Origin of the sequence: Marinobacter sp. HL-58 (assembly GCF_001314605.1) — a bacterium.
Classification (GTDB): domain Bacteria; phylum Pseudomonadota; class Gammaproteobacteria; order Pseudomonadales; family Oleiphilaceae; genus Marinobacter.
The window spans coordinates 99,488-114,103 of sequence record NZ_LIHP01000017.1 but is presented as its reverse complement, the minus strand read 5'-3'; the positions used below and the strand labels follow the sequence as shown (position 1 = coordinate 114,103).

The window sequence follows — 14,616 nt, the reverse complement described above, 5'->3', positions numbered from 1 at the left end:
TTTGTACAATCGCGGCCCTGCATTTTCATCAACCCGAAGGGAACCTATGACAGAGGCCATTACCGCGGACGAGACCGGAACCGAAAGCCCGCTGCTTGCCAAACGGACTTCAAAACGCTGGCTGGTCACTGCAGCACTCACCACGGCCATTGTGGTGCTCCCGGTGCTGTCTGTTGTAATACTTGCCCTGTTTCCCGAAGAAAACATCTGGCCTCACCTGCTGGATACCACCCTGCCCCGATATGTATCCACCACGCTCAAACTGATGGCGGGCGTTGCCGTAATTACCCTGGTCATTGGCCTTGCGACCGCCTGGACAGTCACCATGTGCGAATTCCCTGGGCGGAGATTTTTCGAGTGGGCCATGCTGCTGCCCTTCGCCGTGCCGGCCTACGTTATCGCCTATGTATACACCAGCCTGCTGGATTATGCCGGGCCGGTTCAGACCACGCTGCGGGAGTGGTTCGGGTGGCGGAACGCCGCCGATTACTGGTTCCCGGAAATACGCAGCCTGGAAGGCGCCATCCTGATGATAGGCCTGGTGCTTTACCCCTACGTCTACCTGCTGGCACGGGCGGCATTTCTGGAACAGTCACCGTCGCTGTTTGCAGTCAGCCGCAGCCTGGGACACTCGGCACTCAGCACCTTTTTCCGGGTAGTACTGCCCATTGCCAGGCCTGCGGTTGCCGTTGGCCTCTCGCTGGCACTGATGGAAACACTGAACGATTTCGGTACCGTGGATTTCTTCGCGGTACAGACCCTGACCGCTGGCCTGTTCGACACCTGGATGAACCTGGGCAACCTTGGCGGTGCCGCACAAATCGCCACTACCATGCTGGCTTTTGTGGTTATCCTGGTCACCCTTGAACGCTATTCCCGACGCAAGCAGCAACAGTTCGCGGCGCGGGACAACCGGGACCCGATTCGGCGCTTCACCATGTCATTCCCGCGCCAGATGATCTGTGTGGCTGTCTGTGCACTGCCCGTTATCTTCGGTTTCCTGCTGCCAGCCATCACCCTTGGGCAGTATGCCTGGGAATACTTTGACGAAAGCTGGAACACAGATTTTATCCGCAACACCCTGAACAGCCTGTTCCTTTCCGGCACCGCGGCCCTGACCACGCTGGTCATCGGCGTAACCCTCGCCTACAGCCGCCGGCTTCATGACACACGGGGCATGCAAGTCATGATGCGGCTCTCCAGCCTCGGTTACGCCATGCCCGGTGCGGTGCTTGCGGTCGGCGTGATTGTACCCCTGGCGGGCTTTGACAACTGGGTGGACGGCATGCTGCGGGATACCTTTGGCATCAGCAGCGGTTTGCTGCTCAGCGGCTCTGCCTTTGCCCTGGTGTTTGCCTACACAGTGCGCTTCCTGGCGGTATCGGCCGGCAGCGTGGAGAGTGCCCTGCAGAAAATCACGCCAAGCATGGATATGGCGTCCAGGTCCCTGGGGCATTCACCAGGACAGACCCTGGTCAAGGTTCATCTCCCGATACTCCGGGGCACCCTGATCACTGCGGCACTGGTGGTCTTCGTGGATGTCATGAAGGAGTTGCCCGCCACCTTGATTCTGCGGCCGTTCAACTTCGAAACGCTGGCAACCTATGTGTATCAGTTTGCCTCGGACGAACAACTGGCACGCAGCGCATTGCCTGCACTGGTCATTGTCCTTGCGGGAATCATACCGATTATCCTGATGAGCAAGTCCATATCCGGAACCCGCTCCATCAGCTGATGCCATGAGGCAGGCAACGGCGGGGCTAGAGAACCGGTCTGGAATGGGCACCCTGCACTACAAAGCGCCCCTGGAACACGGCCACGGGTTCACCGACCGGCTCCGTTGAGGGCTCGCCACAGTATACCTCGGCAATCAATGACAACCGCCCTTTACCATGGCGCGCCAGGCTCTTGCGGAATCTGTCCGGAATCTCGCCGCCGGGGAGGCGGCACAGGGCGTAGAAGTCACAGTCAACCGGTTCGATATGCTCGATTTCGCCAACCTGTATAACCACGTTGCCGGCCAGGCCCAGGTCGGACAAGACCAGCTCGACAAGGCCCCAGGCCGAAATCACCGCAACAGAATAGACACTGCCGCCAAAACCGGTTCCCTGATGGTTATGATTGGGCTCGAGCGGCGCCCGAACCAGAAGTGCGTGGCCGTCATAGGAAAGCAATTCAACACCCAGGGCTTCCGAGAGCGGGATCATGGTGTGGATGCGTTTCTGAAACCGGGCTAACTGAGTCATATTCCCTCCTGAATATGTCCTCAGTTTATGCCCGTTTCAGCGCTTTCCCTATGCGACTATCGTCGGTTTACTGCCAGATGACAGGCTCGCGCTTGGCGTACCAGCTATCGACCTTTTCCTGGTAGGCATCCTCAACAACATTGCGCTTGAGCTTCAGCGTGGGCGTCAGGAAGCTGTTCTCGATAGACCACTCGTCACTGACTACAGTAATAAACGCAAGTTGCTCGTGCGGATCGACAGTTTTATTCACATCAGCGATCAGCTGCTTGAAGCTGGCTTCAATTTCCTTGCGGAAGGCTTCATCGGCCATCTTCGGGCGGATCTCCTCACCCAGCATGACCAGTGCATGGGGCTGAGTCTGGTTGGCACCGGACACGCACACCATTTCGATAGCCTCGTGGGACATCAGGCGGTTCTCGATTGGCGCAGGCGCGATGTACTTGCCCTTGCTGGTCTTGAAGATTTCCTTGATACGGCCAGTCAGTTTCAGACGGCCCATCTCGTCGATTTCGCCTTTGTCACCGGTCTTCAGGAAGCCATCCTCGGTAAAGGTCTCGCGGGTTTTCTCCTCATCCTTGTAGTAACCCATCATGGTGGCCGGGCTCTTCACCAGCACCTCACCTTCATCACTGATCTTCACTTCCACGCCCGGCAGGGCTTCACCCACATAACCGGTACGGGAGCGGCCCGGCTTGTTCATATGGGAATAGGCGAAGTTTTCAGACATGCCGTAGCCTTCCAGCAGTTCCAGCCCCAGGTTGCGGTACCAGTCCAGCACATCGTTGGACAGGGGTGCGGACCCACTGCCTGCCAGCTTCACCTTGTCCAGGCCAAGGCCCTTGAGCACCTTCTTCTTGATCAGTTTGTTCACCAGGGGAATCTTCAGAAGCTTGTCCAGCTTCTCTTTTGGCAGCTTCTGCAGCACACCGTGCTGGAATTTCACCCACAGGCGTGGCACGGAAAGGAACAACGTTGGCTGCGCCCGCTGCAGGTCCTGCACAAAGGTATCCAGGGATTCAGCGAAAAATAACTGGTAACCCGCGTACAGAGAGGACAGTTCTACAAATGTGCGCTCGAAGACGTGGGCCAGCGGCAGGTACGAAAGCATGCGCTCATTAGGGCTGACATCCAGCACCTGCATGCCGCCAGCGGCAGCAAACGCCATGTTGCCAAAACTCAGCATCACGCCCTTCGGGCGGCCGGTACTGCCAGAGGTATAGACGATGGTGGCCAGTTCATCGGCATCCCGCCGGGTGTTCTCTGCCAGCGGCGGAAACTTGCCCACGATATCGTCCCAGGTTTCAAAATCGTTGGGCGGGCTCAGCGGGTAGGACACACAACGCACGGATTCCGGAACACCGGACTTCATCATGTCCCAGTCGTCCAGTTTGCCTACGAACAGAACCTCACACTCACTGTGGTTCAGGATGTAGTTCACGGTGTCGGCATTGAGCGTCGGGTACAGGGGTACGGAAATGTGGCCGGCCATCCAGATGGCCCAGTCAGACATAATCCACTGGGCGCAGTTCTTGGAGATAATCCCCACCCGGCTTTTTTCCGGCAGGTTCAGGGACTTCAGATAGGAGGCCATGCGACGGGCTTCGTCTACCGCACGCTTCCAGGTGTACTCGACGACTTTACCGTCGCCGATTGGCTGGGTCATATAAAGGGAGTCCGCCTTGGCGGTTTCCCAGTGATAAAGCATATCAAGTGGGAGTTTGTTGGTGGTGTCCATGGACCTTCCTTGCAGTGCGTTATTTGAATTATCGGTTTTCTTGTAAGGGGTTATGCGTATTCGACTTTGGTAGGATATTTCAACACATTCACAACAGTCAAAACGTGATGGAACTAATACTATTCCCCATCCCCTGCATTCTAGCGACAGATTACCCTTCTGAAATTGACCATTAAGGTATCTTCCCTTACCCCGCAAGCCAATGGCCTGTGATAAACTTCCGCCCCGTTATCAAACGGGCGTTCGACATACCGGTCGCGCCATAATCTTTGTGAACTGACTCTGGAGACCGGCCCATGGCCAACAGAATTCTGCGTACTCTGCTGGGCACGGCCCTGCTGTCACTGGCAGCCATTGCCCAGGCTGATGAACAGCGCGTCGTTGCCATCACCCAGATAGTGGAACATCCCGCACTGGATGCGGTGTATCAGGGAGTCAGGGACGAACTGGAAGAACAGGGATATAAAGACGGCGACAACCTGCGCATCATGCACGAAAGCGCCCAGGGTAACTCAGCGATTGCCTCACAGATCGCCCGCAAGTTCGTCGGTGAAAGCCCGGACGTTATTGTTGCCATCGCCACCCCATCGGCCCAGACCATGGCAGCCGCTGCCCGTAATACCCCCGTGGTGTTTTCAGCCGTGACAGATCCCGTGGGCGCCAAGCTGGTCAAAACCATGGAGGCCCCCGGCGCCAACATTACCGGTGTAACCGATATGCTGCCCATCGAGCGTCACCTTGACCTGCTCGAGCGCGTGGTTCCTGACGCCAAACGAATCGGCACTGTCTACAACCCCGGTGAAGCCAATGCCGTGGCCCTGGTAGAACTGCTCGAGGAACGCCTGGAAGCCCGCGGCCTGGAACTGGTCAAAGCCGCTGCCACCAAAACCTCCGAAGTGCTGGGTGCCGCGCGCTCCCTGGTGGACAAGGCAGATGCAATCTATCTGACGACCGACAACACGGTGATCAGTGCCGTTGAAGCCGTCATCTCCGTGGGTGAGCGCGCCAGCATCCCGGTATTTGCCGCCGACACCGCTACCGTCGACCGCGGTGCTGTTGCCGCACTCGGATTCGACTACTACGACCACGGGCGCCAGACCGGTGCCATGGTGGTCCGCATCCTGGAAGGCGCCAACCCCGGCGAGATGGATGTGGAATCCGTCGACACTCTGGACCTGTTTGTAAACCCCGCTGCGGCAGAGCGTATGGGCATTACCCTGTCTGACGACCTGATCAGCGAAGCCAAGAAAGTCGTAAACAGCGACAAGTAACACACTGTTGACGGGCTGCCTCACAAGGGCGGCCCGTTTCCAATTACGGTGAACCTATCCCATGCTCAGTAATATTGCCTTTTACGGTGCAGTTGAAACCGGCCTTATCTATGGCCTGGTCGCCTTTGGTATCTATCTCTCCTTTCGGGTGCTTGATTTTCCGGACCTGACGGTAGACGGTAGCTTTCCACTCGGTGCCGCGGTTGCGGCCATGCTGATTATCGAAGGTTTCAATCCCTGGCTGGCAACCGGTGCCGCTGTCATAGCCGGTATGGGTGCCGGCGCGGTCACAGCGCTGCTGAACGTCAAGCTCAACATCCTGAATCTGCTGGCCTCCATCCTCACCATGATTGCGCTGTATTCGGTGAACCTGCGCATCATGGGCCGGCCCAACGTGGCACTGCTTTCGGAAGAAACCGTACTGACGCCCTGGTACAGCCTGGACCTGGAATATCACCAGGTACCCGTCGTGCTGTTCACTATTGTGGTGTTGGTTGGCCTGGTACTGCTTTGGCGTTTCATGAAATCCGAGACCGGCCTGGCCATGCGTGCCACCGGCGCCAACCCCAGAATGGCCCGGGCCCAAGGTATTGCCACCGGCGCCATGATCGTTCTGGGCGTTGCTCTGTCCAACGGCCTGGTGGGCCTGGCCGGGGCCCTGTTTGCCCAGAGCCAGGGCGCGGCAGACGTAACCATGGGCGTAGGCGTGATCGTGATTGGCCTGGCCTCGCTGATTGGTGGTGAAGCCGTTCTCACACCCTCCACGGTAATACGGGCCCTGCTTGCCTGTGTGATCGGCGCCATCATCTACCGGCTGGCCATCGCGCTGGCCCTGAATGCAGACTTCCTGGGCCTGCAATCCCAGGATCTGAACCTGATCACCGCGGTGCTTGTCACCCTGGCCATCGTGCTGCCGGGTGTGCGCACATCCGTTGCCGCGCGACTCACCCGCGACAAGGCCTGAAGGGAGGTTAATCATGATTACCGCAACCGATCTGAAACTGACCTTTGGCAAGGGTACGCCCCTTGAGAACCCTGCCCTTCGCGGTATGAGCCTGACGGTCAACCAGGGCGAATTCGTCACGGTTATCGGCAGTAACGGCGCAGGCAAATCCACGTTCCTGAACGCCCTGGCCGGCGAAGTCATGGTGGACAGCGGCAAGATCATCGTGGACAACCAGGATGTCACCAAGCTGCCCACCTACAAACGGGCCGGCCGCGTGGCGCGGGTGTTCCAGGACCCACTGGCCGGCACCTGCGAAGGCCTGAGCATTGAAGAGAACCTGGCACTGGCCATCAAGCGCGGGCAACGCCGCGGGCTGAGCTCGGCGGTAAAAGCCCGTTACATGGACCAGTTCAGAACCAGCCTGGCATCACTCAACCTGGGCCTGGAAAAACGCCTTGGCGACAAGATGGGCCTGCTCTCCGGCGGCCAGCGCCAGGCCGTCAGCCTGCTGATGGCCAGCCTGACACCTTCGGCCATCCTGCTGCTGGATGAACACACCGCAGCGCTGGACCCGAAAACCGCCTCCTTCGTGCTGGACCTGACCACGCAGATCATCGAAGAACAGAAACTCACTGCACTGATGGTGACCCACAGCATGAAGCAGGCGCTGGAAGTCGGCGACCGCACGGTGATGCTGCACCAGGGCCAGGTGGTGTTCGATATTGCCGGCAAGGACCGGGAAGGGCTGGAAGTAAAGGATCTTCTGGAGCTGTTCGAGAAACAGCGCGGGCTGGAAATTACCGACGACAGCCTGCTGCTGGGTTAAGGACGAATACGGCGGGAACCGTCCGACGGCCCCGCCGCACCTGTCTGCCAGGATAAGGCCTAGTGGCCGTATACCAGCATCCGGGTATTGGTTACGGCCAGGTCATCCATAAACACGCGACCAATAGAGGTTCCGCCTACAATCACACCACCCATGGTGATGTCTGCACGAAACTCATCCATATCAATCGCCAGGCTGTCTACACCCTGCGAGTTCTGGCGCTTATAGATATCCAGGTCCACCTTCGCGAACAGGTCCGGAATGTTCTTGTTACGCACGGGATCGTAATCAGCACCGGTGAGGGACAAGTCCTCGATTCCCAGCGCGATGAACGGCATATCAAAGTCCATGTCGTCAATCGCGATGTCTGCGCGGAAGTTCAGATTATCCGTTGCCGTGTCGATTTCGATATTGGCGCCGCCCATCACCATGTCAGCCTGGAAATTATCCAGAACGGTGGTGCTGTTACTGGTGCCGGTCAGATTCCATGCGCCGGTTGAAATACGCATATCAACCGCGCCGAAGGTCTGGGGCAGAACGTTGATGAGAGCATCCCCGTCGCTCAGGATATCGATCTCGATACGAATGTTGTCCAACAGGTCATTTTCCTGGGCAGTACTACCCATCAGGTTAACGCCCAGTTCGGAGAACATATCGCTGCGATTGGTACCACCAACGAAGATATCGTTGATTTCCAGAGACCCTTCATCGGTATAGATAAAGCGATCAATGTTCAGCTTTGTTTCCAGCTCAATGGTTACACCGGCCTGGCCGGTGATATCACCCATCGCGCTGTCGTCCAGCATTTCTATGTCTGCCATTGCGGCAGCAGGCAACCCTGCGACGCCCAGCGCAAGCAGTGTTCGTTTCAGGCCTTTCATTGTTCTGTTCCCTTTATAGTAGTTTTCACTTCCTGTGGGCCACTACCAGTTACGACTCCACGCATCTACTTTAGCGACAGGTAAAAATCGGGTACGTGCACCGGTCACATTTAATTGACTTAGTTAACTTTTATTCAGGTTTTTTCTGCACAGTTTTTAACCACAACATCTAGTGGTTTCTCGCAATACCGCTCAAGACGGCGTTTTCACAGGTATTTCACGATTTTCAAGGTTTCCGCCATTGATTTTCTTACGCTTTCAGCCGCAGTCTATAGTTGACTTCTTATTCACAGACCACTATATCCTGTTATACTCATTCCATATTCACCCATATATAGGGTTTTCTGGCCCGCCAGACACAACGCGGAGCACAAGAGACGTGCCAGCAAGCACAGGGTGAGCCTCTTTTCCTGAAACCCGCCGCCAGGCTCTGTCCGAGGCCAGGCGGCAGGCACGAAAAACACCAGATCTAGTGTTTACGCTGATCTGAAGCAAGACAGCCTTGCGGGCTGCGCAAATCTGACGAAACACATGGGGTATGGCCGGCTGCAGTAGGCAGCGACCATCAAAAAAGACAGACCGGATATCTGAGGGTGGCAATGAACGCTAAAGCACAGGCAGTGATAACAACAATTCCAATGCAGGAAGCTTCGCTGGACATCTGGAACAGCAAGTACCAACTCAAAACCAAGACCGGTGAGCCGGTCGACAAGGACATCGAGGCAACCTACGAGCGTGTTGCCACTGCCCTCGCCCAGGTAGAAAACAAGGCCGACCGCGCCAAGTACAAGAAGGAGTTCGTCTGGGCCCTTCGCCACGGTGCCATCCCGGCGGGCCGCATTACCTCCAACGCAGGCGCGGAAGCCCATAAACCGGCTACGTCCACCATTAACTGTACCGTTTCCGGCTCCGTTCAGGATTCCATGAACGACATCCTGGAGAAAAACCACGAAGCCGGCCTGACCCTGAAAGCAGGCTGTGGCATTGGTTATGAGTTTTCCACCCTGCGCCCGAAAGGTGCCTATGTCGCCGGCGCCGGGGCCACCACCTCCGGCCCGCTGTCGTTCATGGATATCTTCGACCGCATGTGCTTCACGGTGTCGTCCGCCGGTGGCCGCCGTGGCGCACAGATGGCCACCTTCGACGTACACCACCCGGACGTGATCGACTTCATCCAGGCCAAGCGTGAAGACGGCCGCCTGCGCCAGTTCAATCTGTCGCTGCTGATCACTGAAGACTTTATCGAAGCCGTACGCAATGGCGACGACTGGCACCTGTCTTTCCCCGTCACCCAGAAAGAAGTGGAAGACGAAGGCCTGGACCTGTCCGACAGCAGCCAGTTTGTGTACCGCGACTTCCCGATCCAGAAAGGCTACGTGGTCAACGACGACGGCATGGTAGCGTGCAAGATCTACCGCACCCTGAAAGCCCAGTTCATCTGGGACACCATCATGACCAGCACCTATGACTACGCCGAGCCGGGCTTCATCCTGATCGACAAGGTCAACCAGATGAACAACAACTGGTTCTGCGAAGACATCCGCGCCACCAACCCCTGTGGCGAGCAGCCCCTGCCCCCATACGGCAGCTGCCTGCTGGGCTCTGTGAACCTGACCATGTTCGTGGACTACCCGTTCACCGACAAGGCCAGCTTCAACTATGAGAAATACCGCAAGGTAGTGGCCATCTTCACCCGCATGCTGGACAACGTGGTGGAAATCAACGGCCTGCCGCTGGAAGAACAGCGCCACGAAATCACCTACAAGCGCCGCCACGGCATGGGCATCCTGGGCCTGGGTTCCACCCTCGCCATGCTGCGCATGCCCTACGGCTCGGAAGAGTCTGTACAGTTCACCGAAGAGGTTGTGCGCGAAATGGCCGTGGAAGGCTGGCGCCAGTCCCTGGCCCTGGCCGAAGAGAAAGGCCCGGCGCCCATCATGGACGACGAGTTTGAAATCACCCCCAAGATGCTGACCAAGTGCCCGCAGCTGGCTGAAGACGGCTACAAACTGGGCGACAAGCTCAAGGGCAAGGTACTGCACGCCAAATACAGCAAGTACATGCAGCGGATTGCCGGCGTGGAGCCGGAACTGGTGGAAAAACTGGCCGAGAAAGGTGGCCGCTTCACCCACCACACCTCCATCGCGCCCACCGGCACCATCAGCCTGTCACTGGCCAACAACGCCAGTAACGGTATCGAGCCGAGCTTCTCGCACCACTACGCGCGCAACATCATCCGCGAAGGGCGCAAGACCAAGGAAAAAGTCGACGTATTCTCCTTCGAGCTGCTGGCCTACCGCCACCTGGTCAACCCCGGTGCCATGCCCTTCTCCGAAGAAGAAGACAAGCGCCTGCCGCCCTACTTCACCACGTCTGAAGACGTGACACCGGCGCAGCACGTGGACATCCAGGCCGCCGCACAGCTGTGGGTGGATTCCTCCATCTCCAAGACCGCCAACGTGCCCCAGGACTTTGCGTACAAGGACTTCAAAGACATCTACATGTACGCCTACGACAAGGGCCTGAAGGGTTGCACCACCTTCCGCTTCAACCCGGAAGCGTTCCAGGGCGTACTCGTCCAGGAAAAAGATCTGGAAAACACCCTGTACGAGTTCACCCTGGACGATGGCAGCAAAGTGACCCTCAAAGGCAACGAAGAAGTGGAGTACGACGGCGAAATCCACAACGCCGCGAACCTCTTCGATGCGCTTAAAGAAGGCACCTACGGCAAATATTGATCCGGTACAACCGACACAGGACACAAGACCATGACAGTTAAAATCAGCAACAAAATCGTCGGCTACCGCGTCAAGAAAGCCGACCCTGAAGCAACGCAGCCAGCGGCGCCCCAGGAAATCAAACCTGTTCAGATGAACGAATACATCGAACGGCCAGACTTCCTGCTGGGCACCACCTACAAGATCAAGCCGCCGGTGGCCGAGCACGCGATGTACATCACCATCAACGACATCCTGCTCAACGAAGGCACCGACCACGAAAGCCGGCAGCCGTACGAAGTGTTCATCAACTCCAAGTCCATGGAACACTTCCAGTGGGTCATCGCCCTCACCCGCGTTATCTCCGCGGTATTCCGCAAGGGTGGCGACGTGACCTTCCTGGTGGAAGAACTGCGCAGCGTGTACGACCCCAACGGCGGCTACTTCAAGAAAGGCGGCGTGTTCATGCCGTCCCTGGTAGCCGAAATCGGCGCCGTGATCGAAAAGCACCTGAAGGCCATCGGCCTGATGGAAAGCGAGGAAATGAGCGAAACCACCAAGCGCATCCTCGCCGAAAAACGCGCCGAATTCGAAGCCAGCCACAGCACGGCAACGAACGACGACAAAGCCAGCGACTTCCCGCCCAACGCCACCATGTGCGGCAAGTGCAGCACCAAGGCGGTGATTGTGATGGACGGGTGCGCGACGTGCCTGTCTTGTGGCGATAGTAAGTGCGGTTGAGGTGATTGACCGCGATGAGTGATGAGAAGGCCCGGGGTGAAAGCTTCGGGCCTTTTTTATTACTGGCGGCCGGAATTATTTGATCGCTTTAATATTGCGAAAATCGAGAAGGCTTCATTTTGACCGGAAATGTGACCGCTTCGTTATTGCGGAGAGTTGATAAAGAAGGGTTGTCTGGTTGGCTTTCAATACGCTGTTTTTGTGGCTATTTTGAGAACATATCAAAGGGATGGCGATTCTATTCAGCGCAATAATGAAGCGGTCAAATTTGTGTCGCGGATTTGGAGTCGGTCTAGTTACTGTTATGAGGAAAAATAAGGAATAAATAATGAGCATTACTCCGAGAGGTATGAGCATACAGGAAGCTTATCGCCTATATCGAGATGACAAGATTGAGGTCAATCGAAAGTATCAACGAAAACTAGTATGGACCTTAGAAGAAAAGCAGTCTTTGATTGACAGCATCATAAATGATTACCCTATCCCATTAATTCTTTTGGCTGAAGAAAAAGGAAAGTCCCGATACGAAATCCTTGATGGAATGCAGAGGCTGAATGCTATTTTTTCATATATAGAGAATGGCTTTGCATTGAATGGGGAGTACTTCGACGTGAGGGAGTTTTCTAGAGCCAAGCAAGCACAGGACGCTGGACTTTTTCCAGCTCTTGAGTCTGATATCGACCTTTTAGCTCCCGACAAGTGCGCCAATTATCTCGATTATCAATTAGCGGTAACGATATTTCCTGCTGAAGATGATGCTCAGGTAACGGATGTTTTTGCACGAATCAACTCTGGCGGACGTCAGTTAAGTTGGCAAGAAAAACGGCAAGCAGGAATGACTGATTCTTTTTCTAATCTTGTAAGAGTTATATCCTCCGAAGTGCGTGGTGACTCATCGCAAGATACTTTGCCCCTGGCTGACATGCCGGAAATTAGCATCGACTCCTCACGGCTCGATCTTGGTTATAAGTTAAAAGCAGAGGAAATATTTTGGTGTAAACAAGGCGTTTTATGGGTAAAACAACTTAGGGATAGCGAAGACGAGGAAATGATAGCAGATGTCATTGCTTCTTTGATTTTTGGAAGTCCGATTGCAAAAAGCAAAGACTTGCTAGATGATATCTACAATTCGGAAACTCAGGTTTATAAAGACATAAGGTCATCGCTGGCGACCTATGGTGAAAATAGGGTCAGACAAGAAATCAAGGTTACATTCTCAGTCTTGAATGAAATCATAGAGAATGTTGACTCCGGGCAAAATGCACTCCGACGTGCTATTAATCCAAAATCTACGAATCCTATTAAGGCAGCTTTTTTTAGTCTTTTTTTAGCGTTGCACGAAATCGTAGTAAAAGAAGAAAAAACGCCTGATAATTACAAGGCAATCATGGATGCAATATCCGGGTTGCAACGTACAATGCGTACGACCGCAAAGTATTCGAAGACAGATGACCGTGTTCGAAACGTATCCATTACAAAAGGCCTTATACAGAAGTTCTTTGTTAAAAAGGATCCTCCTCTTTTGAAGCATGGCGCAGGCTTGGCCCTTGACCTAGAGAATTCGTTGAGAAGGTCGAAGATTGAAACTTCAAGATATGAATGCAAGCAAGGGATCGTTGATCTTTCGCCTGCGAGAAAACAGGACAAAAAGCTTCTTCCTCGAGTGATTGAGACCATTTGTGGTATTGCAAACGTTGGACCAGATGAGAATGGATTTCTTTTCTTGGGCGTGGCCGATAATCAGGCGGACTCAGACCGGATAAAAGACTTGGACGACATAAAGCCTGTCAAGGTTGGTGAGAGATATGTGGTTGGAATAGATCGCGAGCTTGGACATTTGGGATGTGATCTAGAAAGCTATGTGGCAAAGGTGTTGTCTGCGGTAAGAGAGTCTCAGTTATCTGAACCGCTAAAAAGTCAGATCCTAAGCCAGGTAGATACAATCGAGTATCGAGGAAATACGGTTATTCGTGTGAGGGTACCCAAACAAAAAGAAGTGTCTTTTGTTGGTGATATAGCCTATGTCCGCGAGGGGAGTTCCACAGTCGAGGCGACTGGGAAGAAGTTACTGGCCGTGAACTCGATGTTTTCATAACAAATCGTGCCACTCGGACGCACTAAAGTGCGCCGGTGCGCTCCGGTGTTAAAAGCTCACAACACTGATCATCAATCGGAGGGGCAGCCATGGAATTTGATTATCGTTCAGACGACGACTCAGGGCTCATGTATTCCGGCGACTATGAGCCCGGAACGAGCCTGTCGCAAACTATCGAGCCTGGTGATGAGGTAACGCTCAAGGTTGATGGAAGTAGAGTAAATGTCACCGTCGATACCATCAACGGAAATTCTTACGAGGGTACTGTAAGCCGGTTCATTGATGACCCAGATGCATTCGATGACCTAGACATCGGTGATGACGTGGAGTTTTTCCACTCCAGTATCTGGGCTAGGCATCGGAGTTTGTGAGCATTTAACCAGTGCATCAAATTCGTTCTGCACTTCCCCCACTTCAGTAGACACGCATCGATAACTCTGGACTTACCCCGGTGCGGTAGACACTCCTAGCCTATGATTGGACTTACCCCGGAGTAAGTCCAACGCAGCAAAGCCGCGCCGGTGTTTGAGGCGTTAGCTTTCTGGCGAAACAATGGAGATCGAATGAGTAGCAAAATGACAGCCGTTTTCGTAATGATATTGGCGATGCTAGGAGGAAAATCTCTAGCTTCTGAAAGCTCCCCTTATATTGGCGAAGAAGCCCGAGAAATTAAATCCTTGTCAAATGCAGAGGTTGACGGTCTATTGTCTGGAAAAGGTATGGGTTACGCAAAGGCAGCGGAACTGAGCGGGTACCCAGGTCCTGCTCATGTGCTCGAGCTCAGCGAAGAGCTGTCGCTTTCAGCCGATCAGCGGAGAGAGACCGAAGTCATATTCTCCCAAATGGAAGATTCCGCCAAAGACATAGGTGCTGATCTGGTGGCAGCAGAGCGTGCACTTGATGAGGCATTCAGAAGCAAGAAGATCGACGAATCATCCTTGTCGAAGCTTGTGGAAGATATTGGCAATATTGAATCCCGTTTGCGTGCAGTCCATCTCGGTGCGCATTTGCAGCAGACTGAAATTCTCAATGATGAACAGATATCTGAGTATATGGATCTGAGAGGCTACAACCGTGCTGGGCACGGAAATCACCACAAGCATCATCATGGGAAATAAAAGCTAGCAAGCGCATGTTGTCGGACTGGTTTTCCGCTGC

The 14,616-nt window shown here is 54.8% G+C and carries 12 protein-coding genes; 9 read left to right on the top strand and 3 right to left on the bottom strand.

Features of this window, described 5'->3' with window-relative positions; genetic code table 11:
• Positions 1 to 46: 46 nt before the first annotated feature.
• Positions 47 to 1,735, top strand: a complete 1,689-nt coding sequence (locus tag HLUCCO03_RS15805; RefSeq protein WP_027831801.1) for an iron ABC transporter permease — start codon at positions 47 to 49, stop codon at positions 1,733 to 1,735.
• Between the two features lie 25 nt (positions 1,736 to 1,760).
• Here HLUCCO03_RS15805 and HLUCCO03_RS15800 read toward each other — a convergent pair whose 3' ends face one another.
• Positions 1,761 to 2,246, bottom strand: coding sequence for a thioesterase domain-containing protein (locus tag HLUCCO03_RS15800; RefSeq protein WP_027831800.1), 486 nt, complete (start codon positions 2,244 to 2,246; stop codon positions 1,761 to 1,763).
• 67 nt (positions 2,247 to 2,313) lie between these two features.
• Positions 2,314 to 3,981 carry an AMP-binding protein gene (locus tag HLUCCO03_RS15795; RefSeq protein WP_027831799.1) on the bottom strand — a complete coding sequence of 556 codons (1,668 nt, stop codon included), beginning with the start codon at positions 3,979 to 3,981 and terminating at the stop codon, positions 2,314 to 2,316.
• Between the two features lie 296 nt (positions 3,982 to 4,277).
• Here HLUCCO03_RS15795 and HLUCCO03_RS15790 point away from each other — a divergent pair, with 296 nt between their 5' ends.
• The 3 genes from HLUCCO03_RS15790 to HLUCCO03_RS15780 all read left to right on the top strand — a co-directional run bounded on the left by HLUCCO03_RS15790 (position 4,278) and on the right by HLUCCO03_RS15780 (position 7,024).
• Positions 4,278 to 5,252, top strand: a complete 975-nt coding sequence (locus HLUCCO03_RS15790) for an ABC transporter substrate-binding protein (RefSeq protein ID WP_027831798.1) — start codon at positions 4,278 to 4,280, stop codon at positions 5,250 to 5,252.
• Positions 5,253 to 5,313: 61 nt separating this feature from the next.
• Entirely contained in the window at positions 5,314 to 6,216 is a 903-nt protein-coding gene (locus tag HLUCCO03_RS15785) for an ABC transporter permease (protein ID WP_027831797.1), read from the top strand.
• A 13-nt stretch (positions 6,217 to 6,229) separates the two neighbouring features.
• Positions 6,230 to 7,024, top strand: a complete 795-nt coding sequence (locus HLUCCO03_RS15780; RefSeq protein ID WP_027831796.1) for an ABC transporter ATP-binding protein — start codon at positions 6,230 to 6,232, stop codon at positions 7,022 to 7,024.
• 59 nt (positions 7,025 to 7,083) lie between these two features.
• Here the strand turns inward: HLUCCO03_RS15780 and HLUCCO03_RS15775 are convergent, their stop codons facing one another.
• Complete coding sequence (locus tag HLUCCO03_RS15775) at positions 7,084 to 7,905, bottom strand: DUF6160 family protein (protein WP_027831795.1); 822 nt, start codon at positions 7,903 to 7,905, stop codon at positions 7,084 to 7,086.
• 599 nt (positions 7,906 to 8,504) lie between these two features.
• On the opposite strand from HLUCCO03_RS15775, the gene HLUCCO03_RS15770 reads away from it, so the two are divergent.
• The 5 genes from HLUCCO03_RS15770 (at position 8,505) to HLUCCO03_RS15750 (ending at position 14,576) form a co-directional block, all read left to right on the top strand.
• Positions 8,505 to 10,643, top strand: coding sequence for an adenosylcobalamin-dependent ribonucleoside-diphosphate reductase (locus HLUCCO03_RS15770; protein WP_027831794.1), 2,139 nt, complete (start codon positions 8,505 to 8,507; stop codon positions 10,641 to 10,643).
• Between the two features lie 30 nt (positions 10,644 to 10,673).
• Positions 10,674 to 11,363 (top strand): NrdJb, encoded by a 690-nt coding sequence (locus tag HLUCCO03_RS15765; RefSeq protein ID WP_027831793.1) that lies wholly within the window; start codon positions 10,674 to 10,676, stop codon positions 11,361 to 11,363.
• Positions 11,364 to 11,691: 328 nt separating this feature from the next.
• A complete protein-coding gene (locus tag HLUCCO03_RS15760; RefSeq protein WP_027831792.1) occupies positions 11,692 to 13,458 on the top strand; it encodes a DUF262 domain-containing protein in 1,767 nt (588 codons plus the stop codon).
• Positions 13,459 to 13,547: 89 nt separating this feature from the next.
• Positions 13,548 to 13,829 carry a hypothetical protein gene (locus tag HLUCCO03_RS15755; RefSeq protein WP_027831791.1) on the top strand — a complete coding sequence of 94 codons (282 nt, stop codon included), beginning with the start codon at positions 13,548 to 13,550 and terminating at the stop codon, positions 13,827 to 13,829.
• A 192-nt stretch (positions 13,830 to 14,021) separates the two neighbouring features.
• Entirely contained in the window at positions 14,022 to 14,576 is a 555-nt protein-coding gene (locus HLUCCO03_RS15750; protein WP_027831790.1) for a hypothetical protein, read from the top strand.
• Positions 14,577 to 14,616: the final 40 nt, after the last annotated feature.

Excerpts from the sequence above, each read along its gene's own strand:
- HLUCCO03_RS15750 (WP_027831790.1), top strand. The coding sequence starts at position 14,022 with ATGAGTAGCAAAATGACAGCCGTTTTCGTAATGATATTGGCGATGCTA.
- HLUCCO03_RS15755 (WP_027831791.1), top strand. The coding sequence starts at position 13,548 with ATGGAATTTGATTATCGTTCAGACGACGACTCAGGGCTCATGTATTCC.
- HLUCCO03_RS15770 (WP_027831794.1), top strand. The coding sequence starts at position 8,505 with ATGAACGCTAAAGCACAGGCAGTGATAACAACAATTCCAATGCAGGAA.
- HLUCCO03_RS15775 (WP_027831795.1), bottom strand. The coding sequence starts at position 7,905 with ATGAAAGGCCTGAAACGAACACTGCTTGCGCTGGGCGTCGCAGGGTTG.
- HLUCCO03_RS15800 (WP_027831800.1), bottom strand. The coding sequence starts at position 2,246 with ATGACTCAGTTAGCCCGGTTTCAGAAACGCATCCACACCATGATCCCG.
- HLUCCO03_RS15785 (WP_027831797.1), top strand. The coding sequence starts at position 5,314 with ATGCTCAGTAATATTGCCTTTTACGGTGCAGTTGAAACCGGCCTTATC.
- HLUCCO03_RS15780 (WP_027831796.1), top strand. The coding sequence starts at position 6,230 with ATGATTACCGCAACCGATCTGAAACTGACCTTTGGCAAGGGTACGCCC.
- HLUCCO03_RS15790 (WP_027831798.1), top strand. The coding sequence starts at position 4,278 with ATGGCCAACAGAATTCTGCGTACTCTGCTGGGCACGGCCCTGCTGTCA.
- HLUCCO03_RS15805 (WP_027831801.1), top strand. The coding sequence starts at position 47 with ATGACAGAGGCCATTACCGCGGACGAGACCGGAACCGAAAGCCCGCTG.
- HLUCCO03_RS15765 (WP_027831793.1), top strand. The coding sequence starts at position 10,674 with ATGACAGTTAAAATCAGCAACAAAATCGTCGGCTACCGCGTCAAGAAA.
- HLUCCO03_RS15795 (WP_027831799.1), bottom strand. The coding sequence starts at position 3,981 with ATGGACACCACCAACAAACTCCCACTTGATATGCTTTATCACTGGGAA.
- HLUCCO03_RS15760 (WP_027831792.1), top strand. The coding sequence starts at position 11,692 with ATGAGCATTACTCCGAGAGGTATGAGCATACAGGAAGCTTATCGCCTA.